Origin of the sequence: Flavobacterium sp. (genome assembly GCF_031411595.1) — a bacterium.
Classification (GTDB): Bacteria; Bacteroidota; Bacteroidia; order Flavobacteriales; family Flavobacteriaceae; genus Flavobacterium.
Genome location: NZ_JANOBI010000035.1, coordinates 196886 through 221498, shown reverse-complemented (window position 1 = coordinate 221498; position 24613 = coordinate 196886). Strand labels below are relative to the sequence as shown.

Sequence of the window (24613 nt, the reverse complement as noted above, 5' to 3'; positions counted from 1 at the left end):
ATAAATAAAAATTTAAACATTATGGCAACTACCTTTGAAACCATAGAGAAAGAAAATATTCATTCTCTAAAATTTCCAAACAACGAAGTTCTGGAAGACAAAGATGCTATTTTTCAAAGAAATAGCGACTTGAATCGCGCGCAATCTTTAGGCAATTTGGAGCATTCCAAAATTAAGATTTTTTTCGAAGACAACCAATCCAAAAAAATGGTCGAAACCACGGTTTGGGCTGTAACCGACAACCGAGTGGTGCTCAAGCAAGGCATTGGAATTCCTATTAATCGCATTTTTAAATCTATATAGTTTATTGCTAGATTCGGTAATTTGATTGTTGAATCATTTAGGAGCAGTTTCCCGCTGTTCACTAAATCTTTTGTGCCGAACGCCGGCACAAAAGGATGCCGTTGCCATCAGGGCTAGGGCACTCGATTTCAAATAACCAATTGCCAAATCCACAAGTCAACAAATTGCCTATCTTTGTTCGCCTAAAACTGCATACTTTGAGTCAAATTAACAAACTAAAAATCTTAAACGATCCGATTTACGGATTCATTACGATTCCAAATCCGTTACTCTACGATTTAATTCAACATCCTTATTTTCAACGTTTGCGTCGCATTTCACAAATGGGATTGTCGTATTTGGTTTATCCGGGTGCGCATCACACGCGGTTTCATCACGCTTTGGGTTGTATGCACATGATGCAAAAAGCCATTGAAGTGTTGAAATTTAAAGAAGTACAAATTTCAAAAGAAGAAGAAAATGCATTGCTCATTGCAATTCTGTTGCACGATATCGGTCACGGTCCGTTTTCTCATGCAATGGAACACAGTATTGTGGAAGATGTCAATCATGAAGCCATTTCGTTGTTGTTTATGAACCGATTGAATGTAGAATTTGAGGGACAATTGTCGTTGGCAATTCAAGTTTTTAAAGGCGAATACCATCGTAAATTCATGTTGCAATTGATTTCAAGTCAATTGGATATGGATCGTATGGATTACCTCAAACGCGATAGTTTTTATACTGGTGTTGCGGAAGGAAACATCAATTCTGACCGATTGATTCAAATGCTCAATGTTGTTGATGATGTTTTGGTCATGGAAGAAAAAGCGATTTACTCTATCGAGAAATTTTTGATGGCAAGACGCTTAATGTATTGGCAAGCCTATTTACACAAAACGAGTTTGGTAGCCGAACTGATTCTAACCAAAATACTCAAGCGTGCTAAAGAACTTACACTCAATGGAACGGAATTGCCATCCAGCAAAGCCTTGTTATTCTTCATGAAAAACAAAATTGAACTCGAAGATTTTACAGATTCGGTTTTAGATCAGTTCGCACAACTTGATGATTATGATATCGTCAGTGCTTTAAAATCATGGCAAACCGATGAAGATTTCATATTAAGTTCGTTGAGTAAAATGATTATCAACCGCGATTTATTAAAAATAAAACTCAGCAGCGAAAAATTCCCTAAAGAGATGATTCATGAGTTGACTCAAAAGTTTTCTTCCACGACAGGAATTTCAAATGAAGACGCAGAATACTTTATTTTTAAAGGGAAAATCAAAAACCAAGCGTACAGCAAAGACGCGGAACCCATTCATATTTTAAAGAAAGACAAAACGATTGAAGATGTAGTGGAAGCTTCCGATCAATTGAATTTGAAAGCTTTGTCGAAACCCGTTACGAAGTATTACATTTGTTATCCAAAACAACTGCTCGAAAATTAACCATTTAAAAGCTATTTTTTATATTTTTGTCGGCACTTAGATTAGTAAATGAAATTCACAGCAGAGCAAATAGCGAATATCTTAGAAGGCGAAGTCGTTGGGAATCCCAATGCTGAAGTTTGGGCGTTGTCGAAAATCGAAGAAGGTGACAATGGTTCGATTGCTTTTCTCTCCAATCCAAAATACGAATCTTATATTTATACGACCAAGGCGACCATTACGATTGTAAATCATTCGTTTACACCCGAATCGGAAATTAATACCACGCTTATCAAAGTCGAAGATGCCTACTTGTCATTTACAAAATTGTTGACATTTTACGATCAAGCGAAGAAAGACAGTAAAGTGGGTATTGAGCAACCTTCAATAGTTTCTGAAACAGTTCAGTACGGCGAGAATTTATATTTAGGAAGTTTCAGTTACATCGGTTCGAATGTAAAAATTGGCAACAATGTCAAGATATACCCGAATTGCTTTATTGGCGATAATGTCGTTCTTGGCAACAACGTAACGGTTTTTGCAGGCGCGAAGATTTATTCAGATTCGTTGATTGGTAATGATTGTGTTATTCATTCCGGTGTTGTCATTGGTGCTGATGGCTTTGGTTTTGCTCCGAATGCGGATGGAACTTACACTACAATTCCACAAATCGGAAATGTCATCATCGAAGATAATGTTGATATTGGAGCAGGAACAACGATTGATAGAGCAACGATGGGTTCAACAATCATCAGAAAAGGCGTGAAGCTCGACAATCAAATTCAAATCGCACATAATGTTGAAATTGGTGAACATACTGTAATCGCTGCCCAAACCGGCGTTGCAGGTTCCACCAAAATCGGAAAAAATTGCGTCATTGGCGGACAAGTGGGTTTCGCCGGTCATATTGTCATAGGAAATAACGTGCGCATTCAAGCACAATCAGGCGTTGGAAGAAATGTCAAGGATAATGAAGTATTGCAGGGAAGTCCGGCGTTTACATACACAGATTACAGTAAATCATACGTGCACTTTAGAAATCTGCCGAAGATTATCTTAGAAATAGAAGAATTAAAGAAAACAATCAATAAAAATAACTAAGTGATGGTGAAACAAAAAACCATAAAGAGTGAAATTTCTCTTATTGGAGTTGGATTGCATACAGGGAAAGAAGTCAAAATGACTTTCAAACCTGCTCCTGAAAATAACGGATATACATTTGTGCGTGTAGATTTAGAAGGTTCTCCAATGATTGAAGCCGACGCGAATTACGTAGTCAATACCCAAAGAGGAACCAATTTAGAAAAGTTGGGTGTTAAGATTCAAACTTCTGAACACGTTTTGGCAGCTTTTGTAGGTTGCGATGTAGACAATGTAATCATCGAACTCGACGCTTCCGAGCCGCCAATTATGGACGGTTCTTCGAAGTTTTTTGTCGAAGCCATTGAAAAAGCAGGCATCGTAGAGCAGGAGGCCAAACGTAATATATACGTTGTGAGGGAAAATATTTCGTTCACCGATGAAGCTACCGGAAGTGAAATCCTCGTAATGCCAAGCGATGAATATCAGGTAACGGCTATGGTTGATTTCGGTACTAAAGTCTTGGGGACACAAAATGCGACCTTGAAAAAGATGAGCGATTTCAAGAATGAAATTGCCGATGCACGTACCTTTAGTTTTCTGCATGAACTCGAAACTTTACTTGATGAAGGCTTAATCAAAGGTGGAGATTTAAACAATGCCATCGTTTATGTAGACAAAGACATTTCTGAAAAGACTATGAACAATCTCAAAGTCGCTTTCGGAAAAGAAAAGATTTCGGTAAAGCCAAACGGTATTTTAGACAACTTGACTTTGCACTATCCGAATGAAGCGGCGCGTCACAAATTACTTGATGTGATTGGTGACTTGGCTTTGATTGGTACCAGAATCCAAGGAAAAATCATCGCAAACAAACCGGGTCATTATGTGAATACACAATTCGCAAAGAAACTTTCGAAGATGATTAAAATCGAGCAAAGAAATTTTGTTCCTACTTATGATTTACATCAAGAGCCTTTGATGGATATTCATAAAATCATGTCGATGTTGCCACACAGACCACCATTTTTATTGGTTGATAAGATTTTCGAACTATCGGATTCGCATGTTGTCGGATTGAAAAATGTGACGATGAATGAACCTTTCTTCGTAGGTCATTTTCCCGATGCGCCAGTAATGCCGGGCGTTTTAATTGTAGAAGCGATGGCGCAAACCGGAGGAATTTTAGTGTTAAGCACTGTTCCTGATCCGGAAAACTATTTGACTTTCTTTATGAAAATCGACAACGTGAAGTTTAAACACAAAGTACTTCCCGGAGATACATTAATATTCAAATGCGATTTGATTAGTCCAATTCGAAGAGGTATTTGCCACATGCAAGCCAACGCTTATGCGAACGGTCGATTGGTGGCAGAAGCCGAATTGATGGCGCAAATTGCTAAAAAACAATAAAAAGATATACGATGAACCAACCTTTAGCCTATGTGCATCCAGGTGCAAAAATTGCCAAAAATGTAGTCATCGAACCATTCACAACCATACATAATAACGTCGTTATTGGAGATGGAACTTGGATCGGATCGAATGTGACCATCATGGAAGGCGCACGAATTGGAAAAAATTGTAATATTTTCCCTGGTGCTGTAATCTCAGCAATTCCTCAGGATTTGAAATTTGGTGGCGAAGATTCTTTAGCTATCATTGGTGATAACTGCACGATTCGTGAGTGTGTAACCATTAATCGAGGCACCATTGCTTCCGGACAAACGACATTGGGTAACAATTGTTTGATTATGGCAACGGCGCACATTGCACACGATTGTCATATTGGCGACAATGCGATTATCGTTAATGGTGTTGCGTTAGCAGGTCACGTTACTGTTGGTAATCATGCTATTATTGGTGGTTTGGCAGCGATTCATCAGTTTATTCATGTAGGTGATCATGCGATGGTTTCGGGTGGTTCTTTGGTTAGAAAAGATGTGCCGCCATATACGAAAGCAGCAAAAGAACCATTATCTTATGTTGGAATTAACTCGGTTGGACTCAGAAGACGTGGATTTTCAACAGAAAAAATCAGAGAAATTCAAGAGATCTACAGAATCTTATATCAAAAAAATTACAACACTTCGCAAGCGATGAGCATTATCGAAGGTGAAATGGAAGCCACTCCGGAACGCGATGAGATTTTAGATTTCATCAGAAATTCATCAAGAGGAATCATGAAAGGCTATTCCGGAAATTATTAAAACTGATTGATCTTCTTCGATTAAACGATTAAACAAATAAACGATTAAACACCATAAACAAATATACAATGGCATCTACTTCAGATATTAAAAACGGATTGTGCATCAAATACAACAATGACATTTATAAAATCATTGAATTTCTTCACGTGAAACCAGGGAAAGGACCGGCTTTCGTAAGAACCAAACTCAAAAGTTTAACCAACGGTAAAGTGTTAGACAATACTTTCTCAGCAGGTCATAAAATTGAAGAAGTGCGTGTTGAAAATCATAAATTTCAGTTTTTATATCCTGAAGGAAATTTGTTTCACTTTATGAATGTGGAGTCTTTCGAACAAATTTCATTAAACAAAGATATTTTAGATTCACCTGATTTATTAAAAGAAGGCGAAAACGTGATGGTCAGCATCAATACAGAAACCGATTTACCATTATCAGTGGATATGCCCGCATCTGTTGTTCTTGAAGTAACATACGCAGAACCAGGCGTGAAAGGAAACACGGCAACAAACGCCACAAAATCTGCGACTGTTGAAACCGGAGCTACAATCAACGTTCCTTTATTTATCAATGAAGGTGACAAAATCAAGATTGATACGACTTCAGGAAATTATATGGAACGCGTGAAGTAATAGTTTGCAGTGTTCAGTATAGAAGTGTTCAGACAAACTGACAACGCACAACCGACAACAAAATGAAATTCCCAAAACAACATACATTACAAGAAATTGCGAATTTGCTGCATTGCGAATTTGTCGGAGATATCAATTTCCCAATTTATGGTATGAATGAAATTCACGTAGTCGAACCGGGTGATATCGTTTTTGTCGACCATCCTAAATACTACGACAAAGCATTGCAATCTGCTGCGACGATTGTTTTGATTAATAAAAAAGTAGATTGCCCTGAAGGAAAAGCGCTTTTAATTTCAGAAGATCCGTTTAGAGATTTCAATACATTAACGAAACATTTCAAACCATTTCAGCATTCTAATTTGTCAATAGCTTCTTCAGCTAAGATTGGCGAAAACACTTTGATTCAGCCGAATACGTTCGTAGGAAACAATGTTATAATTGGGAAAAATTGTTTGATTCATTCCAATGTGGCGATTTATGACAATACGATTATTGGCGATAATGTGATTATTCATGCAGGAACTGTTATTGGTGGCGATGCCTTTTATTATAAAAAACGCCCAGAAGGTTTTGACCAATTGTTATCCGGTGGAAGAGTTGTCATTGAAGACAATGTTGGCATTGGTGCATTATGTACTATTGATAAAGGCGTAACCGGCGACACTACGATTGGTGAAGGAACCAAACTCGACAACCAAGTGCATGTGGGTCACGATACTGTTATTGGAAAAAAATGCCTAATCGCTTCACAAACCGGAATTGCAGGTTGTGTGATTATTGAAGATGAAGTAACCATGTGGGGCCAAGTCGGTACTACGAGTGGTATCACCATAGGAACCAAAGCTGTGATTATGGGACAAACCGGCGTAACCAAATCGGTCGAAGGTGGAAAATCCTATTTCGGAACACCAATAGAAGAATCGCGTGAAAAGCTTAAGCAATTGGCGAACGTAAAACGAATCCCGGAAATTTTAAATAAATTAAAATAAAATGTCTAAGAAATTAGTTCAAGATTTTTACAAATCCGATGCACTCATTAATAGCGAAATTATGGATGCTTATTTGCATCCCGATGTTGTTTTAGATTGGAATAGCAGCACAGGTTTGAAACAATTGAAACGTCAAGATTTATTGACGCTTGCGAAAGAATTAAGTAAAGCGTATGTGCGTTCGAAAGCCAAAATCAGTCATATTTTAAAAGACGGAAACTTGATTGTCGTTCGTTATTCTCATTATATCAAAACTATTGAAAATCCTCGAGAAGAAATGCTTTTAGCGCATTTTATGGTGATTTGGGAGCTTCAAGATGACAAACTCTATCGCGGATATCAGATTAGTCAGTTGCCGTAAATAATTTCAAAAAATAAATTTAAAAGTAGGATGTAATGCTTACTTTTGCGTAGCCAATTAAAAATTACAAAAAATAAATATTATGAGTGTTTTAGTCAATAAGGATTCTAAAATAATTGTTCAAGGTTTTACAGGTAGCGAGGGAACTTTTCACGCTTCACAAATGATTGAATACGGTACAAATGTAGTAGGAGGTGTTACGCCAGGAAAAGGAGGCACTACGCATTTAGACCGTCCTGTTTTCAATACGGTGCAAGATGCTGTTGAAAAAGCAGGGGCCGATACCACCATTATTTTCGTTCCACCAGCTTTTGCAGCAGATGCGATTATGGAAGCAGCTGATGCCGGAATCAAAGTAATCATTACGATTACTGAAGGAATTCCTGTAGCCGATATGATTAAAGCCAACGAATATATCAAAGAAAGAAACTGCACACTCATCGGACCAAACTGCCCGGGTGTTATTACGCCAGGTGAAGCTAAAGTGGGTATTATGCCAGGTTTCGTTTTCAAAAAAGGAAACGTTGGTATTGTTTCTAAATCAGGAACATTAACCTATGAAGCAGCAGACCAAGTAGTAAAACAAGGTATGGGAATTACAACCGCTATCGGAATTGGTGGCGACCCAATTATTGGAACTACAACCAAAGTTGCAGTTGAATTATTGATGAATGACCCCGAAACCAAATGCATCGTAATGATTGGTGAAATCGGTGGTCAACTAGAAGCAGATGCTGCCAAATGGATTAAAGCTGATGGAAACCGCAAACCGGTTATCGGATTTATCGCGGGTGAAACGGCTCCAAAAGGAAGAACGATGGGACATGCCGGAGCTATTGTTGGTGGATCGGACGATACGGCCGAAGCGAAGAAAAGAATCATGAAAGAATGTGGAATCCACGTTGTTGATTCGCCGGCTGAAATCGGAAAAAAAGTAAAAGAAGTAATGGGATAAAATTGCTCAAAAGCAACCTCTACAAAGCATATACAGGCTATTGGTTCTTCCGGTAGCCTGTTTTATTTTTGAAAAAAAAATGATTATAAAATTTGTGATACTTTTTTATGTAGATTTATCAACTAAACGCACATTATGAAAAACATATTCTTTTTACTTATCGGGCTGTTTTTGTTTTGCAGCAGCAACGCGCAGATTCTAAATATTCCCGATGCCCGGTTTAAATTGAATCTTATCAACGCATCCGCTTCGAATGCAATCGCTAAAAATGCCTTGGGCACCAACGTTGCAATTGATACCAACGCCGATGGTGAAGTGCAGGTCAGCGAAGCTTTAATTATCAATGAGTTGTCGATTACCTATGGGAATATCCTTAATCTTAATGGGATTGAAGGTTTTGCCAACCTTCATAAATTGTCATGTACTTCGTCAACGGTCACAACGATTAATGCATCGGGACTTGCCAATCTTGAAACATTGGGTTGTAGCAATACAGATCTTTCAACACTCAACGTTGCCGGATTGACACATCTGAAAACCCTCTCTTGCGCGAATAACAATCTTGTTTCTCTTGACTTGACCAATCTGACAAGTCTCGAGACGCTCTATTGTCCGCAGAATCAAATCACGAGTCTCGATTGCTCGGGTTTAAGCCTGGTCGACCATATTTATTGTTCTTCGAATCAATTGACTTCCCTAAATCTGACAGGATGTTCTCATCTGAGTTATCTTGATATGCAAACCAATGACATCAGTAATCTCGACGTGTCTGATTGCACGGCGCTATATCAGCTTACCTGCAACGACAATCAGATTGGTTCTTTAGATCTAAGCCAGAATCATTTACTCTGGATACTAACGGCATATAATAATATGCTGACCGATGTAAACCTTAGCGGATGTCATGAGGTATCGGACATCGAGGTTCAGAATAATTTATTGACAACTTTAGACGCTTCAGATTGTTATTCTTTAACTACTATAAATTTTAGCTCGAACCACTTACAAAGCCTCGGCATTAAGAACGGATCGTATGAATTTACGATCAATCCGGCTAACAATCCGAATTTAAATTATGTCTGCTGCGATGAAAATCAGGCCAATGGTGTAAAAAACGTAATGGATGTTTACGGTTATCCAAATTGTACGATTAATACCTACTGCACTTTTACGCCGGGAGGCGATTATTTTACGTTGCAGGGCAATGCACATTGGGATGCTGACAATAATGGCTGTAATGCGGAGGATATGGGTTATCCGAATTTAAAGCTTTCCATAACGAACGGCACTGTCAATCAGAATTTTATAGCCAACCAAACCGGCGCCTACGGAACAGCATTTGTCGCCGGATCCTATACCATTACGCCGGTATTGGAAAACCCATCTTATTTTAATATCACTCCGGCTTCGGTAAACATTGCTTTTCCGAACGTATCAAATCCTGCCATCCGCGACTTTTGCATTACCAGTATTGGCCTTCATTCCGATGTAAGGGTTACGCTTTTGCCATTGAATCCTTCCCGACCGGGTTTCGATGCAAATTATATGATTGTATATGAAAATATAGGAAATCAGGCACAATCGGGTACCGTGAGCCTTAATTATATAGACCTTATTATGGATCTGGTTGAATCGAATCCTGCAGTCGATAGCACGGCATTGAATACTTTATATTGGAATTTTTCTGATTTGCAGCCTTTTGAGAAAAGAATGATTTCAGTAAAACTCAATATTAATTCTCCCGTAGAAACACCACCTGTCATTGCCGGTGACTTTTTAGGTTATTTCGCTTATATCACCATCGATGGGTCTGACGAGCATTTAGCTAACAACAGATCAGAATTGAAGCAACTTGTTGTTAATTCAGTAGACCCGAATGACAAGACCTGTATTCAGGGAAATACAATCAGTCCAAGTGAGGTAGGCAAATATGTTGATTATATCATTCGATTTGAAAATAGCGGTACGGCTAACGCCGAGAATATTGTTGTGAAAGACATCATTGATGTTGCAAAATTTGATGTTTCGAGCCTGATATTAACCAATGCAAGTCACTCCTGTGTTGCTAATATTTCAGCAACCAATAAAGTCGAATTCATTTTTGAGAACATCAACCTGCCGTTTGACGATCAAAACAATGATGGTTATGTAGCTTTTAAAATCAAGACCAAGCCAACATTAGTAGTCGGAGATACCTTCACCAATAATGCCAGCATTTATTTTGATTATAACGCAGCCATTGTAACCAATAATGCAACCACCACGATTCAAGTTTTGGCTGCGCAAGATTTTGAGTTTACGGATTATTTTAAAATGTATCCAAATCCTGCATCCACAATTTTAAATATTGAATCAAAAAAAGAGATAAGGATTACTTCGATTGCTGTTTATAATATTCTGGGTCAGTTGCTAATTGCAGTGCCAAACGCTCAAGAGGTTTCTGCCATTGATGTTTCTAATCTAAAGACGGGGAATTATTTTATAAAAATAAACTCAGATAAAGGAACTACAAACACTAAATTTATCAAGAATTAAATTTCGGAAGCGAAGAATTATGAAGCATATGACATTCACGCAATAGATTATCTAGTGAAAATCAATAATGGTATAATTTACCCAATATTTTATAATATCGTTAATTATTAGGTTGTTTGTCTAATCAAGCAGCCTTTTTTTTTGTCCCTTAAATTATTTATGATACTTTTAAAATCTAAAATTTTTAGCATGAAAAAAAGTTATTTTTTAGTTATATGCCTTCTGAGTTTCATTAGCAATGCCCAAACAATCGATTTTCCGGATTATCATTTCAGTAATAAACTCCAAGAAAATGTTACTTTAGACCTTAATAACGACGGTCAAGTTCAAGTAAATGAAGCGCAATTGGCTACTTCGTTAGTACTAAATGATGCTGCCATTTATGACTTAACAGGTATTGAATACTTTACAAATTTAGAATCTTTGAATTGTTCAAATAACGTATTGACCAGTCTCAATTTATCAGCATTAATACATCTTCGCTATTTATCGTGTGATTTTAATCAGCTCACAACCTTAGATTTGAGTATGTTGCCTAATTTAGAAGTTGTAGCGACGCAATACAATCCGCTAACTTCATTGAATATTTCGGGTTTAAACTTAACGAAACTTTGGTGCTACAACACTAATTTAACACAAGTTGATGTTTCAGGCATGACCAATTTGACAGAATTGAAATGTTATGATATGCCACAAGTGATTTCCATTAATGCTAGTGGAGCAACTAATCTCAGTAATTTTTATATCAATATTGTACCCAATCTTAACAGCTTGAATTTATCCGGCACTTCCATTAGTGAATTGAATTTATTGGAATTCAATCAGGTCAATAATTTGCAAACATTAAACGTGTCTAATTGTACTTATTTAACTGTGTTAAGGGTCAATTCTACCGCATTGAACAACCTCAATATAGCAGGTTGTGCCGCTTTGTTTAATTTGTCTTTGGTCAATTGTCCGCTCACCACATTTTCTTTAGTAGATTTTAATGTACTGTATTATTTGACAATTAACAACACATTATTGACACATCTAGATTTGTCAAGATACAGCAATTTGCGTGAAGTAAATCTAGATCATAACGCGTTATCTTTTTTAGATTTTACAGGATGTACCGATTTGTTTGATTTAAGTTGTCAATTCAATCAACTTCCTACATTGAACGTTTCCACTTGTCCTGTTTTGTATGTACTCAATTGTTCTAATAATGTATTGACCAGTTTGTATATAAAAAACGGCTCTTTCGAAAATGGTTTGAATATCAGCAATAATCCCAATTTAAGTTTTATTTGTGTTGATGCCAATCAAATCGTGAGTGTTCAAAACAATGCTGGACCTAATGTTACCGTAGTTTCCGATTGTGTTTTTTCTCCAAGCACCATTTACAATACGATTGCCGGTAGTTTTACTTTCGATCAAAATCAGAATGGCTGCGATGCTAGTGATGGCTTATTTCACGATATGAAAGTGGTCATTAGTGACAACCAAAATCAAAATAGTTTCTACACGGATGCTTCCTCAAATTATTCATTTTACACAAATGCAGGCACTTTTACTGTGGTGCCACAACTTGAAAACCCGACTTTTTTTACAGTAACACCCGAAAGTGTGGATGTTCCTTTTTCGACACCTAGTGGAAGTGTTTCGAATCAAAACTTTTGCATCGCGCCCAATGGCGTGCATCCGGATTTAGAAATCTTGTTGTTGCCACTTTCAGTTCCAAGACCTGGTTATAATGTTTTGTATCGATTAACGTATAAAAATAAAGGAAACACCATTCAAAACGGGACTGTTGATTTTAGTTTTAACGATGCTATTGTCGATTTTGTATCGGCGACTCCAGAATTGCCTACACAAACCACAAATCATTACAATTGGTCTTTTAGCAATTTGCAACCTTTCGAGCAACGTGAAATTACAGTGATGATTAATTTGAATTCAGGTTCTGAAACTCCTTCAGTATTTTTTGGGGATTCGCTAACTTTTTCAGCCACTGTTGCGAGTTCGGCAACTGATGAAAGCCTGAATGACAATAATTTTATCCTGCATCAAATTGCGATGGCATCTTTTGATCCGAATGACAAAAGGTGTTTGGAAGGTGATATCATCGATGTGACTAAGGTTGGAGATTATGTGCATTATATGATTCGCTTTGAAAATACGGGGAATGCCAATGCCGATAATATTGTTGTAAGAGATGCTATCGATCTTTCTAAATTTGATCTTTCGACTTTAGTGCCTTTAACCGGAAGCCACGCTTTTGTAACTAAGATTTTGGATGGTAATAAAGTCGAATTTGTTTTCGAAAACATCAATTTGCCTTATGCATTTGGTTTGAATCAAGGATATGTTGTATTCAAAATCAAGACTAAATCGGATTTAGTGGTAGGCGATTCATTTACAAATACGGCGCGTATTTACTTTGATTATAATTTACCAATCATTACCAATACTGCAACAACGTCGATTCAAACTTTGGGTAATCAAGCTTTTGAATTTTCTAAGTATGTAAAATTGTACCCGAATCCGGCACATGATATTCTCAATTTGCAAACTAAGGATTGTACGATATCTTCTATAAATATTTATAATACTTTGGGGCAATTAATTTTGGTAATTCCAAACGCAGAGCAGGTTTCGGTCATCGATATTTCGAGTTTTAAAACCGGAAATTATTTTATCAAAATAAATTCGGATAAAGGAACAACAAACGCTAAATTTGCCAAGAATTAAAAATTTAAATCGATAGCAATATAAGCCCTGCGATTTCGTGGGGCTTTTTTTTAAATAACTTATTATGTACAAAGAATTAACAAAGTTTAAAACCAACAATCATTTCAACTTTACCGTTGATAATAGCCTCGAAGAAGTTTGCAACGCATCAGAAAATGGGAGCGGAGTATTCTTGGTTTACGCTGTTGATGGCGAAGAAAAAGAATTGATTATGGTTGGTTCTACGGGAACAGTTCAAAATGACGGCTCATTAAAAAGCAAGAATGGTGGACTTTACGACAAAATTGTTAACGGACATCAATTCGCCAAAACAGGCCGTAAGTATTCTTGGCCGGCACAAATGAAACTTGAAAAGATCGATCGTCTTGAAGTATATTGGTATGAAACTTTCAATGCTAAAAACAAATTCATTCCAACTTATGTTGAAGGTTTGATCTTGCAGAAATTTTTAGATGAAACCGGAAAGTTACCTAAATGGAATGTAGCGTTTTAATCTAACGCTGCTGCTATTTTTTGTTGCAATTGATTCAGCAATACTTGGTATTTACTGATTTCAATTAAATCTTCGTCGTCTTCGGAAAAGTCTAAAAGCTCATCGAGATATTCGCCGGCATCCAATAATTTATAATTGGCGTCGATGTATTGTTTGTTAGCCATCAAGTCGATGATTTCCTGAACATCATTTTTTAAAGAATCGAATTTTGGGTTATCCATTGTTGTTTGGATTTAGCTGCGCTCTATTCGGCTGCGCCTCGGGTTCGTTGTTGAATTTTTTTAGAATGGCTTTGAGTTTTTCTTTCCGAAGCATTTCCGCTTGTTTGACTTTATCTTGTGCTTTATGAAGCTTGTCGTTGTGCTTTTTGATGTTGCGTTCGTTGTTTCTTCCCATAGTCATGTGTGTTGCGTACGACTCCAAAAATAATCATAAAAAATTACCCAAGTCGTTTTTTGGTTCGGTATTTGGGATGCGCTCGACAAATCTTTAAATATTGTAATCATGAAAAAAATAATTTTACTTATAGCAATTGTTGGAACAACTATTTTCTGTAGTTGTGAAGGTCCGGAAGGTCCACAAGGTGCAACAGGGTATAGTGCAGAAAGTGCAGTACTTGAATATCCACATGTTAATTTAACGATTGATCAAAATGGTGACTATACTTTCTACCGAGAGATTAATACTGATCTTGAAGACAATGTTGTCATCTACAGATTATCAGGAACCATCAATTCACAAACGCCGATTTGGCAGCCTATTCCGAGAACAGTATATTTTGATAATGGAGATGAATTTGATTATGATTATGATTTTAGCCGACTAGATTTTACAATATATGCCGGAGGAAATTATGATATAGCAACTTCGCCGGAGCTGTTAAACAATCAAACTTTTAGGGTTGTAATTATACCTGGATATTTTGCTAATAAAAGCAGTAACATCAAAGAAATGGATTATGATACTTTAATTGCAAAGTACAATATCGATGATAGTAAAGTTAAAGTCATGAATTAATAAAAATCATAAAAAAAAGAAACCGTCTAACTCTAGGCGGTTTTTTTATGACTTATTGTCAACAGAATCTCTATTCAAAGAAACCAAAACACCAACCAAAAGTGCCAACGCAATAAAACCCAACGAAGCCCATTCCGGAATTTCGATATAATCATGCAATACCATTTTGAATCCAACGAAACTCAGTATAGCAATTAAGCTGTATTCTAAACAACTGAATTTCTCTAACATATTCGCCAAGAAAAAATACATCGAACGCAATCCTAAAATCGCAAAAATGTTCGAGCTAAACACCAAAAACGGATCGGAAGTAATCGCTAAAATGGCAGGAACGCTATCTACAGCAAACAATACATCCATAACTTCGATTATCACCAAAGCCACAAATAGAGGTGTGGCATAGGTTTTAGAATCTTTGTGAATAAAAAAATGAGCTTTTTCAGTATCGGTTGTTATGGGTACAATTTTGCCAAGGATTTTATAGACGAATGATTCTTTAGGTTCGAAGTCATCTTCTTCTTTAGTAAACAACATTTTTACTGCTGTGAAAATTAAAAACGCTCCAAACAAATACGTCGTCCAACTAAATTTATGAATCAGCATTACACCAAAGAAAATCATCAAACCTCGAAACACTATCGCGCCAATGATGCCCCAAAACAAAATGCGGTGCTGGTATTTCTGTCCGATTTTAAACGCACTGAAGATAATCGCAATCACAAAAATATTGTCGATACTCAACGACAACTCAATCAAATAACCTGTAATGTATTTGATCATGGCTGTGTGCGGCTTCAACCGGTCTGGGTTAGCAACATACCCGGATTGATACAACCAATATATGATACCTGAGAATACGAAAGACAACGCTACCCAAACAGCGGTCCATTTTCCGGCTTCTTTCGAACTGATGATGTGCGGCGTTTTATTGAAAATACCCAAATCTAAAGCGAGAAACACCAATATCATTAATAGAAATAAAGCCCAAACCATCGTTTTATATTTTTGTGTGTAGCTACAAATATAATTCTTAGTCCATCAACAACAAGAAACATTAACGAATATTGTTTTTGGTCTAAGATTTATTGCGTTTTATCTAATTTATTAATTTTACCCATAAAAAAATGGGGTATATTTATTTTTTGCATCATATTTTTATATATTTGCCTCAAAATAATAGGGTATAACTTTATAAATTAATTTTTTATGGCAACATTACGTTTTCAAGCTTTAAAAGAAGCATCCAACAGAAGTGCGGTTAAATTTGAAGAAACCGACAAAAAGTCCTTAATTTTTGGTTCTAATGTTTTTAATAATAAAGCGATGAAGCAGTATTTGACTTCAGATGCTTATAAAGGAGTTCAGGATGCAGTATTGCACGGAACTAAAATCGACAGAAAACTCGCGGATTATATTGCCATGGGCATGAAAGAATGGGCTTTGTCTAAAGGCGTAACACATTATACACATTGGTTCCAGCCTTTAACCGGTGCGACTGCTGAAAAACATGATGCCTTTTTCGAAACGTCTTATGACGGAAGCGATCCAGTAGAGAAATTTGGTGGTGGACAATTGGTACAACAAGAACCAGATGCATCAAGTTTCCCAAATGGTGGTATCAGAAACACTTTCGAAGCCAGAGGTTATACCGCTTGGGATCCGACTTCACCGGCATTTATCTTCGGAACTACTTTGTGCATTCCAACGGTTTTTATTTCCTACACAGGAGAAGCTTTAGATAATAAAATTCCATTGCTACGTGCTTTATCTGCTATGGACGAAGCGGCAACAGATGTATGTAAATATTTCGATAAAAACGTAAAGAAAGTTACCGCCACTTTAGGTTGGGAGCAAGAATATTTCTTGGTTGATAAATCATTGGCGAATTCTCGTCCGGATTTAATGATGACCGGAAGAACATTATTAGGCCACACTTCGGCGAAAGGGCAACAATTGGATGACCATTATTTTGGTTCCATTCCAACACGCGCACTTACTTATATGAGAGATTTAGAGCAAGAATGTATGTTGCTTGGTATTCCTGTAAAAACACGTCACAATGAAGTAGCACCAAACCAATTTGAATTAGCACCAATTTTCGAAGAAACGAATTTGGCCGTCGATCACAACTGCTTGCTCATGGATGTCATGCAAAAAGTAGCGGAACGTCATGACCTAAAAGTTTTATTTCACGAAAAACCTTTCAAAGGTGTCAACGGTTCTGGGAAACACAACAACTGGTCTTTAGCGACTGATACAGGTGTGAATTTGTTGAGCCCGAGTAAAACACCAATGAGCAATCTACAATTCTTAACGTTCTTCGTCAATACGATTAAAGCGGTGAATGATTATGAAGCGTTACTTAGAGGATCAATCGCAACGGCAAGTAATGACCACCGTTTGGGAGCTAACGAAGCGCCGCCGGCCATTATTTCTGTATTCATCGGTGAACAATTGACAAAAGTTTTGCTGGAATTAGAAGGTGTAACCACCGGAAAATTATCACCCGAAGAAAAAACCGATTTGAAGTTGAACGTCGTTGGTAAAATTCCGGATGTATTGTTAGACAACACCGATAGAAACAGAACCTCGCCATTTGCATTCACCGGAAATAAATTCGAATTTAGAGCCGTTGGTTCTTCAGCAAACTGTTCGAATGCTATGACCACTTTAAATACTATCGTTGCCAAACAATTGAAAGATTTCAAAGTCGCGGTTGATGCCTTAATCGATTCAAAAGGATTGAAAAAAGACGAAGCGATTTTCAACGTGTTGAGAGAATATATTAAAGTATCGAAAAATATCCTTTTTGAAGGTGACGGTTATAGCGACGCTTGGGAAAAAGAAGCAGCAAAACGAGGTTTGAGTAATTTCAAAACAACACCGCAAGCTTTAAAAGCCAGAGCATCAAAACAAGCGTTGGATTTGTTTTCTGAAATGGGCATTATGAACCACATTGAAGTAGAAGCACGTTACGAAATTGAACTCGAAGAATACACCAAGAAAATTCAAATCGAAGGCCGTGTGTTAGGTGACATCGCAAAAAATCACGTGATTCCAACTGCGATTCGTTACCAAAATACATTAATAGAAAACGTGCGTGGATTAAAAGAAATCTTCGGAAAAGACTTCGAGAAAATCGCCAAAGAGCAAATCGTATTGATTAAAGAAATTTCATCTCACATCGAAGGTATCAACACCAAAGTAGAAGAAATGACCGAAGCCAGAAGAAAAGCCAATGCGTTGACAGATGCTCACAAAATGGCGGATTCATACTGTGAAAAGGTAAAACCTTACTTTGAAATCATCCGTGATCACTGTGATAAATTAGAGTTATTGGTAGATGACGAAATATGGACATTGACCAAATACAGAGAATTGTTGTTTACAAAATAATCAATTCATTTAATAAAAAAACCTGCTTGACGAGAGCAGGTTTTTTGTTTTATGTCACATTTCAAACTAGTTGGTTACCGTGTAAGTTGCAGCACCATTAAAATTGATGAAAAGCTTATAATAATTTGGGCCCGAAGTAGGTGGCGATATCGAAGCACCATTAATTTCGAGGCTGTAATCGCCTAAATTGTCACCATATTCAATGGATCCAATTTGAAATCCAAAACTCATTCCTACATTCCATGTGGCGCTGAAATAATTTCCGGGAACATTATACGACATAGTGTTATTGTATAGTTGTACATTAATAGACGTAATCGTATAAATGCCAGAAACCGGATTAACCGTTATTTTATAAAACCCACTGCTATTGACATTAATCGCATTTCCATTACTGATTAATGTACCGTTTAAAGAATTTCCACCATAAATTACATTCGTATTTTGGGCTGCCAAAAATTTGATCTGCGTTCCGCCTGTAATGTATTTATAACCTGTAAAAACGGTTCCGTTATAATCGAATTGCAAACTTGTTGCCGCATCCCAACCATTGAAGCTTCCGTATAAAAACAACTGCGTTGGAGCAGTACTCGAACTGTTCGACGTAGGTAATGACAATTGTCCTGAATCATTCACGGTAACTTGATAAGGCGTTCCATTCGGAGAAACCAAAGTAATGCCTTCGCCCGGAGAAGTCACCAAACTGTCAGCTGCTAAAGCATAAGGCACGGATAATAATTGAGTGCTTCCAACCAAAACATAATTGGTTCCACCGGCAATATCCAATTCCACTTTTAGGAATTTGGTATTGATGTTCCAATTGATGGTTCCGAAGGTTCCTGTTGATGGCGTTCCTTGTCCAATGACCAAATTAAACAAACCTTGCGCATTGGTGGTTTTTGTTTGTGTTTCAGAATACAAAACCGTTCCTGAAGTCGAGTTGTCTAATACCGACAAACGAATGCCAACATTAGAACTTACCACTGGATTTCCCGAACCGTTTAAAGCAATCGCTTGATAAGAAATGCCTTGTGGCACTTGCGCAAAAATGAGGATTGGAATTAGTAAGGCGAGTATTGAAATGATTTTCTTCATAATATTACTTTTTAATAATTTGAATGGATTTGTTTTTCTTATTTTGAAATTGAATAATGTATTGACCGCTGGCTAACGCACTCAAATCAAGCGAATGATTGTCAACAATGGTTTTTTGAACTATAAGTTTTCCGGTCGCATCATAAATCGAAATGGTCTCTTTCGATAGATTTTCTGTAGTTTCAAAATAAAGCATCGCTTGCGTTGGATTCGGATAAACCCGGATGCTTTGGCTGACTTCAAATTGTGGCACTTCTAAAAGTTGGTGGTTAATTTGAGCTACAATTCCAATCAATCCCGATGAAGGTTGATTTGGATTTGTTGGATTCACTACAATTTCACCAACCGAAACACTAGAACTCGAAGTAATGATACTAGCCGAATTGACACTTTGCACTACCGATTGCGCTGAAGTTATCGCAGTAGAAAGTAGTAAGGCGTAAAATAAATGTTGTTTCATCAGTTTTAATTTTTTTCAAATATAAGAAACCAACCATTTACAACCGACAACCGACAACTTTTTTTCGTAACTTTCGTTATCCAAATAAACACCACATGAAATCTGTCTTTGTATTCTTTTTTTGTATTGCTGCTTACGCTTCAGTTGCTGCTCAGGAGCAATTTTCAGTTTATTTCGACAGCAACAAATTCGAGTTAACGTCTAAAGAAATTAAAAATTTAAGCCAATGGATGAATGCCAATGCTAACGTCAAAATCGTAGGCATACACGGATTTACTGATGAAGATGGAAGCAATGGTTTCAATGACACTTTGGCTAAAAACAGGATCAATTTTGTTTTTAATTTGATTAAAGACAAAATCAAAATTAGAGAAGATTTCAAAACTAGAAGCTTTGGTGAATTGCATAATTTATCTAAAGTCAAAGCTGAAAATCGTAAAGTGACTTTGTTTTATATCGAAGCCAAAGACATTCCAAGAGAAAATGAAATTCTCGGAATTAAAGAAGTCGCTCCAATAGAAGAACTCAAAGAAATCATCCATTACCCCGAAAAATTAGTATTCGAAAACCCTGATGGAACAAAATCAGAATATAAGTTAGACGTCGCATTCATGCAAAAAATTGGTGAAGCTGCTGTTGGCGAAAAACTTAAAATCGACAATCTGAATTTTAAAATCAATACCTTTATTGTGGTGCCAGAATCTAGAGGAAAGATGTATGAATTGCTGGTTGTGCTTCAAAAAAATCCAAAATTAAAGATTGAAATTCAAGGCCATTTGTGTTGTATGCCCAACGATCGTTTAGACTTGTCGACACAACGTGCCAAAGCCATCAATAATTTTTTGATAGCCAATGGAATTGATGAAAAACGATTGACTTATAAAGGTTTCGGAAGTACAATTCCAATTTATCCGATTCCTGAAAAAGATGAAATGCAACGTGCTGCGAATCGCCGTGTAGAGATTATGATTGTATCCAATTGACAGATTAAATCGATAGCAATGAAAAAAATTAGCTTTTTTATTTTGTTTCTTCTATTGCATCCACTCGGACTTTCTGCCCAAGAAAAAATGACAGTCTTTTTCGATTTCGACAAACATGACCTCAACGATAGTGCTACACAGCAATTGCAAACTTGGATCACCAACAATCCCAAAATTGAAGTGTCTAAAATTTATGGTTTCTGCGATTGGAAAGGCACGAACAATTACAACGATTCACTTTCATTGAAACGTGTGAAAACCGTTTTTAATTATTTAAAAGAAAAAAATATCAAAGTAAAAGACGGTTATGAAATTAAAGGATTTGGTGAAGATTTCGACCAATCAAAGGTGCAGTCGGAGAATCGTAAAGTTTTGATAGTGTATGAATTAAAAAAAGAAGAAGTAGTTAGAAAAGCCATTGTAAGTAACGACACGCTGTCGTTAGAAGAACAATTCAAACTAGCCAAAAGCGGTGATGTTATCCGATTGAAAAATATCTACTTTTATAATATGACGCCGCGAATTCTGCCAAAATCAAGACCAGTTTTAATCGAATTGTTATGCGCTTTGCAAGACAATCCAAAACTTAAAATCGAAATTCACGGACACATTTGTTGTCAAAAAGTATTCGACATTAATGAACTTTCTGTGATGCGAGCACGAGCTATCTACAACTATCTCGTAACCCAAAAAATCAATCGAAAACGACTTTCCTACAAAGGCTTTGGAACCAGCGATCCGATTTACCCCATTCCCGAAAAATCCGAGTTTGAGCAAAATGAAAACCGTCGCGTAGAAATACTAGTGCTAGAAAACTAATCTTAAAATCCAACAATCCAACAATCTAATAATCCAATAATCTAATTATCTTTGTCCAACAACAACACAACACAAAATGAGTTCAGATACTTCTAAACGCTATGCACAACGCGGCGTTTCTGCTTCAAAAGAAGACGTTCATCAAGCCATTAAAAACATCGACAAAGGATTATTCCCAAAAGCTTTCTGCAAAATTGTTCCCGATTATTTAACCAACGACGAAAATTATTGCCTCATTATGCATGCTGATGGTGCAGGAACAAAATCGTCGCTGGCTTATATGTATTGGAAAGAAACCGGCGATGTTTCGGTGTGGAAAGGCATCGCGCAAGACGCATTGATTATGAATATTGATGATCTTTTGTGCGTTGGAGCTACAGATAATATTTTACTTTCGTCAACCATTGGAAGAAACAAAAACCGCATTCCGGGTGAAGTGATTTCAGCGATTATTAATGGAACGGAAGAACTGATTCATGAACTCAAATCGCACGGTGTAACCATTCATTCTACGGGTGGCGAAACGGCTGATGTAGGTGATTTGGTGCGAACTATTATTGTAGATTCTACTGTAACGGCTCGTATGAAACGTGCTGATGTGATAGATAATGCTAATATTAAATCAGGTGATGTTATTGTCGGATTGGCTTCTTTCGGTCAGGCACATTATGAAAAATCGTATAATGGTGGCATGGGTAGCAACGGATTGACTTCAGCGCGTCATGATGTTTTTGCTCACAATCTTGCTCACAAATATCCAGAAAGCTTTGATGATTTGGTTCCGGATGATTTGGTGTATTCGGGCGAAATGCAATTGACGGATGCGGTTAACAATGCTCCAATAGATGCAGGTCAATTGGTGCTTTCTCCAACGCGAACTTATGCGCCCATCATCAAAAAAATTCTTGAAAAATATACACCAACAGATATTCATGGCATGGTGCATTGCAGTGGCGGTGCACAAACCAAGATTTTACATTTCATAGAAAACCTGCACATTATCAAAGACAATTTGTTTCCGGTTCCGCCATTATTTCAATTGATTCAAGAGCAATCCAAAACCGATTGGAAAGAAATGTACCAAGTATTCAATTGTGGACATCGCATGGAATTGTATGTTCCCGAAACCATCGCCAATGATATTATTGCCATTTCAAAATCGTTTGGTGTTGACGCTCAAATTGTGGGTGGGGTAGAAAAGAGTACTACTAAGAAACTCACGATAGTTAGTGAGTATGGTGCATTTCAATATTAATAAACAATCATTTGCATATAATCTTATTGCGTTAAATAACTCAAGAAATTTTTTCTTTGGGTTATTTTTTTTACTTTTAGCCTATTAATAACTCTAAAAAATTTTATAATGAAAAAAATTACTTTTAATGTACTTTTTGCCTTTGCAATGTTGCTGTCTGCAATAGGTGAGGCCCAATGTTTAAGCGCTACCGACGGATTGTATCCGGCAGCGACATACACCGCAACGACTTGCGATGGTATTACTGCAAATACGATAACTACAGCAGGTTATGCCGGTGAATATTCGAATGTGAATGTTGTTTCCGGTGAAACTTATGTTTTCGGAAGCTCTATCGCTACGGATTACATCACGGTTAGCTCTGATGACGGTGTTTCTGCTGCTACAAGCGGATTAACACCATTAACTTGGGTAGCTGATGTTACTGGAGTGGTTCGTTTCTACACGCATGCGGATGATCTTTGTGGAGAAAATCATACGTTTAGATTGAGAACAATTAAGTGTGGTATCGCTCCATGCACATTGCCAACGATTACTTTTGCAAAAGTTTCGAATTGTCCTGATGCTACTTTTAATGTTACGGCTGAAATCACTGATACAGGATCTGCTTCTGCTATTACGGTAACCGATGATCAAGGTGGTTCACCTCAATCTTCAGGTGTAGGATTACTTACATTTGGTCCATACAACAATGGTACATCTGTGATATTAACAGCTGTGAATGATGATTCTGCAGTTTGTACGATTAGCAGTCCAGCGCAAACGCAAGTTACTTGCCCGGCTTTGAATGATAATTTTGTTGATGCAATTGCGATTTCATGTGGTAATAATTACACAGGAAATACGGTTGGTGCTTCATTAGATGAAGACAATGCTCCTGATGGTTTTGGTGCTGATATGGATGCTCCAAATCTTTGGTACTCTTTTACAGGTTCTGGTTTTTCTGAAACAGTAACATTAAATTTATGTAACTCTTCTTATGACACTTCAGTTTTGATTTATACAGGATCTTCTGGAGCTTTAACTTTAGTAGCCGGAAATGATGATGACAATACTTGTGGTGTAGGATTAACTACACGTTCAAGATTGAATTTTGTATCTGATGGTACATCTACATACTATATTGCAATAGAAGGTTTTAATGTTGGCAGTACAGGTGCATTCACAATGGATGTAACTTGTGAAGGAGTTACTCCACCAGCATCAGCGAATCAAACTTGTGCTACTGCACTTGATGTACCGGTTGACAATAGTGATGTAACATCTGACAACTCTTATGGTGATGTTAGCCCTGAAGTGCCAACTTGTGACCTTTTCGGTTCTATTCAAGATGTTTGGTTTTCTTTTGTTGCACCGGCAGAAGGTACTGTTGATGTTACTGTTTCAAATGGAACAATGACTTCTTCTAATTTTAATGTACATTCAGGAGCTTGTGGTGCTTTAACGGCATATGCAGCAGCATGTAATTCAAATGTAACAACAAGTGCTACAGAATCATTAACAGGATTAACAGCAGGAGAAACTTATTTTGTACAAGTATGGAGTAATTTTGCTGAACAAGGAACATTCAGTTTAAGATTATCAAACCCTTCATTAGGTGTTGGTGGTTTCGATAAATCAAATTTTGAAACTTATCCTAATCCTGTGACTGATGTTTTAAATATTTCATATGATAAAAACATTACGAGTGTTGAAGTATTTAATTTAATAGGCCAAGAAGTTTTTTCAAAAACATCAACTTCTACTATTTCACAAGTTGATTTGTCAAACCTTGCTAAAGGTGCCTATATGGTGAAAATCACTTCTGAAAATTTGGTGAAAGCCATAAAGATTATCAAACAATAATTTTTTCAATTTGTTAAAAAGCCACCTGTCGGTGGCT

23 protein-coding genes are annotated in these 24613 nt (G+C 37.0%); 18 read left to right on the top strand and 5 right to left on the bottom strand.

Annotated elements, in window-relative coordinates:
• The first annotated feature begins 21 nt into the window (after positions 1-21).
• The 12 genes from RMO03_RS08755 to RMO03_RS08700 all read left to right on the top strand — a co-directional run bounded on the left by RMO03_RS08755 (position 22) and on the right by RMO03_RS08700 (position 13706).
• Positions 22-303, top strand: a complete 282-nt coding sequence (locus RMO03_RS08755; RefSeq protein WP_309641719.1) for a hypothetical protein — start codon at positions 22-24, stop codon at positions 301-303.
• A 197-nt stretch (positions 304-500) separates the two neighbouring features.
• Positions 501-1736, top strand: coding sequence for an HD domain-containing protein (locus RMO03_RS08750; protein WP_309641718.1), 1236 nt, complete (start codon positions 501-503; stop codon positions 1734-1736).
• A gap of 48 nt (positions 1737-1784) precedes the next feature.
• Positions 1785-2816, top strand: coding sequence for a UDP-3-O-(3-hydroxymyristoyl)glucosamine N-acyltransferase (gene lpxD, locus RMO03_RS08745; protein WP_309641717.1), 1032 nt, complete (start codon positions 1785-1787; stop codon positions 2814-2816).
• A 3-nt stretch (positions 2817-2819) separates the two neighbouring features.
• Positions 2820-4208 carry a bifunctional UDP-3-O-[3-hydroxymyristoyl] N-acetylglucosamine deacetylase/3-hydroxyacyl-ACP dehydratase gene (locus RMO03_RS08740; RefSeq protein ID WP_309641716.1) on the top strand — a complete coding sequence of 463 codons (1389 nt, stop codon included), beginning with the start codon at positions 2820-2822 and terminating at the stop codon, positions 4206-4208.
• Positions 4209-4219: 11 nt separating this feature from the next.
• A complete protein-coding gene (gene lpxA, locus RMO03_RS08735; protein WP_309641715.1) occupies positions 4220-5005 on the top strand; it encodes an acyl-ACP--UDP-N-acetylglucosamine O-acyltransferase in 786 nt (261 codons plus the stop codon).
• A gap of 68 nt (positions 5006-5073) precedes the next feature.
• Positions 5074-5637, top strand: coding sequence for an elongation factor P (efp, locus tag RMO03_RS08730; RefSeq protein ID WP_309641714.1), 564 nt, complete (start codon positions 5074-5076; stop codon positions 5635-5637).
• 62 nt (positions 5638-5699) lie between these two features.
• A complete protein-coding gene (locus RMO03_RS08725; protein WP_309641713.1) occupies positions 5700-6629 on the top strand; it encodes a UDP-3-O-(3-hydroxymyristoyl)glucosamine N-acyltransferase in 930 nt (309 codons plus the stop codon).
• Between the two features lies 1 nt (position 6630).
• Entirely contained in the window at positions 6631-6990 is a 360-nt protein-coding gene (locus RMO03_RS08720; protein WP_309641712.1) for a nuclear transport factor 2 family protein, read from the top strand.
• 82 nt (positions 6991-7072) lie between these two features.
• On the top strand, positions 7073-7945 hold the full coding sequence (gene sucD, locus RMO03_RS08715) for a succinate--CoA ligase subunit alpha (protein ID WP_309641711.1): 873 nt from the start codon (positions 7073-7075) through the stop codon (positions 7943-7945).
• Positions 7946-8080: 135 nt separating this feature from the next.
• Positions 8081-10480 (top strand): T9SS type A sorting domain-containing protein, encoded by a 2400-nt coding sequence (locus RMO03_RS08710; protein ID WP_309641710.1) that lies wholly within the window; start codon positions 8081-8083, stop codon positions 10478-10480.
• A gap of 189 nt (positions 10481-10669) precedes the next feature.
• The gene (locus RMO03_RS08705; RefSeq protein ID WP_309641709.1) at positions 10670-13213 is read left to right on the top strand and encodes a T9SS type A sorting domain-containing protein; all 2544 of its coding nucleotides are present in this window, start codon (positions 10670-10672) and stop codon (positions 13211-13213) included.
• 64 nt (positions 13214-13277) lie between these two features.
• Complete coding sequence (locus RMO03_RS08700) at positions 13278-13706, top strand: hypothetical protein (protein ID WP_309641708.1); 429 nt, start codon at positions 13278-13280, stop codon at positions 13704-13706.
• Here RMO03_RS08700 and RMO03_RS08695 read toward each other — a convergent pair.
• Both RMO03_RS08695 and RMO03_RS08690 read right to left on the bottom strand, forming a co-directional pair.
• Positions 13703-13927, bottom strand: coding sequence for a hypothetical protein (locus tag RMO03_RS08695; RefSeq protein ID WP_309641707.1), 225 nt, complete (start codon positions 13925-13927; stop codon positions 13703-13705). The two genes, RMO03_RS08700 and RMO03_RS08695, sit on opposite strands and share 4 nt — an antisense overlap.
• On the bottom strand, positions 13920-14102 hold the full coding sequence (locus RMO03_RS08690; protein WP_309641706.1) for a hypothetical protein: 183 nt from the start codon (positions 14100-14102) through the stop codon (positions 13920-13922). Before RMO03_RS08690 ends, RMO03_RS08695 begins: the two co-directional genes overlap by 8 nt.
• A 108-nt stretch (positions 14103-14210) precedes the next feature.
• Here RMO03_RS08690 and RMO03_RS08685 point away from each other — a divergent pair, with 108 nt between their 5' ends.
• On the top strand, positions 14211-14723 hold the full coding sequence (locus RMO03_RS08685; protein WP_309641705.1) for a hypothetical protein: 513 nt from the start codon (positions 14211-14213) through the stop codon (positions 14721-14723).
• Between the two features lie 45 nt (positions 14724-14768).
• Here RMO03_RS08685 and RMO03_RS08680 read toward each other — a convergent pair whose 3' ends face one another.
• A complete protein-coding gene (locus RMO03_RS08680) occupies positions 14769-15716 on the bottom strand; it encodes a TerC family protein (protein WP_309641704.1) in 948 nt (315 codons plus the stop codon).
• A 213-nt stretch (positions 15717-15929) separates the two neighbouring features.
• On the opposite strand from RMO03_RS08680, the gene RMO03_RS08675 reads away from it, so the two are divergent.
• On the top strand, positions 15930-18119 hold the full coding sequence (locus RMO03_RS08675; protein ID WP_309641703.1) for a glutamine synthetase III: 2190 nt from the start codon (positions 15930-15932) through the stop codon (positions 18117-18119).
• Positions 18120-18185: 66 nt separating this feature from the next.
• Here the strand turns inward: RMO03_RS08675 and RMO03_RS08670 are convergent, their stop codons facing one another.
• Both RMO03_RS08670 and RMO03_RS08665 read right to left on the bottom strand, forming a co-directional pair.
• Positions 18186-19214, bottom strand: a complete 1029-nt coding sequence (locus RMO03_RS08670) for a hypothetical protein (RefSeq protein ID WP_309641702.1) — start codon at positions 19212-19214, stop codon at positions 18186-18188.
• 4 nt (positions 19215-19218) lie between these two features.
• The gene (locus RMO03_RS08665) at positions 19219-19674 is read right to left on the bottom strand and encodes a T9SS type A sorting domain-containing protein (protein ID WP_309641701.1); all 456 of its coding nucleotides are present in this window, start codon (positions 19672-19674) and stop codon (positions 19219-19221) included.
• A 95-nt stretch (positions 19675-19769) separates the two neighbouring features.
• Between RMO03_RS08665 and RMO03_RS08660 the strand changes: the two genes are divergently transcribed.
• The 4 genes from RMO03_RS08660 to RMO03_RS08645 all read left to right on the top strand — a co-directional run bounded on the left by RMO03_RS08660 (position 19770) and on the right by RMO03_RS08645 (position 24576).
• Positions 19770-20657 carry an OmpA family protein gene (locus RMO03_RS08660; protein WP_309641700.1) on the top strand — a complete coding sequence of 296 codons (888 nt, stop codon included), beginning with the start codon at positions 19770-19772 and terminating at the stop codon, positions 20655-20657.
• 18 nt (positions 20658-20675) lie between these two features.
• Positions 20676-21476 carry an OmpA family protein gene (locus tag RMO03_RS08655; protein ID WP_309641699.1) on the top strand — a complete coding sequence of 267 codons (801 nt, stop codon included), beginning with the start codon at positions 20676-20678 and terminating at the stop codon, positions 21474-21476.
• Positions 21477-21552: 76 nt separating this feature from the next.
• On the top strand, positions 21553-22731 hold the full coding sequence (locus tag RMO03_RS08650; protein WP_309641698.1) for an AIR synthase related protein: 1179 nt from the start codon (positions 21553-21555) through the stop codon (positions 22729-22731).
• Between the two features lie 108 nt (positions 22732-22839).
• The gene (locus RMO03_RS08645) at positions 22840-24576 is read left to right on the top strand and encodes a T9SS type A sorting domain-containing protein (protein WP_309641697.1); all 1737 of its coding nucleotides are present in this window, start codon (positions 22840-22842) and stop codon (positions 24574-24576) included.
• The last annotated feature ends 37 nt before the right edge of the window (positions 24577-24613 follow it).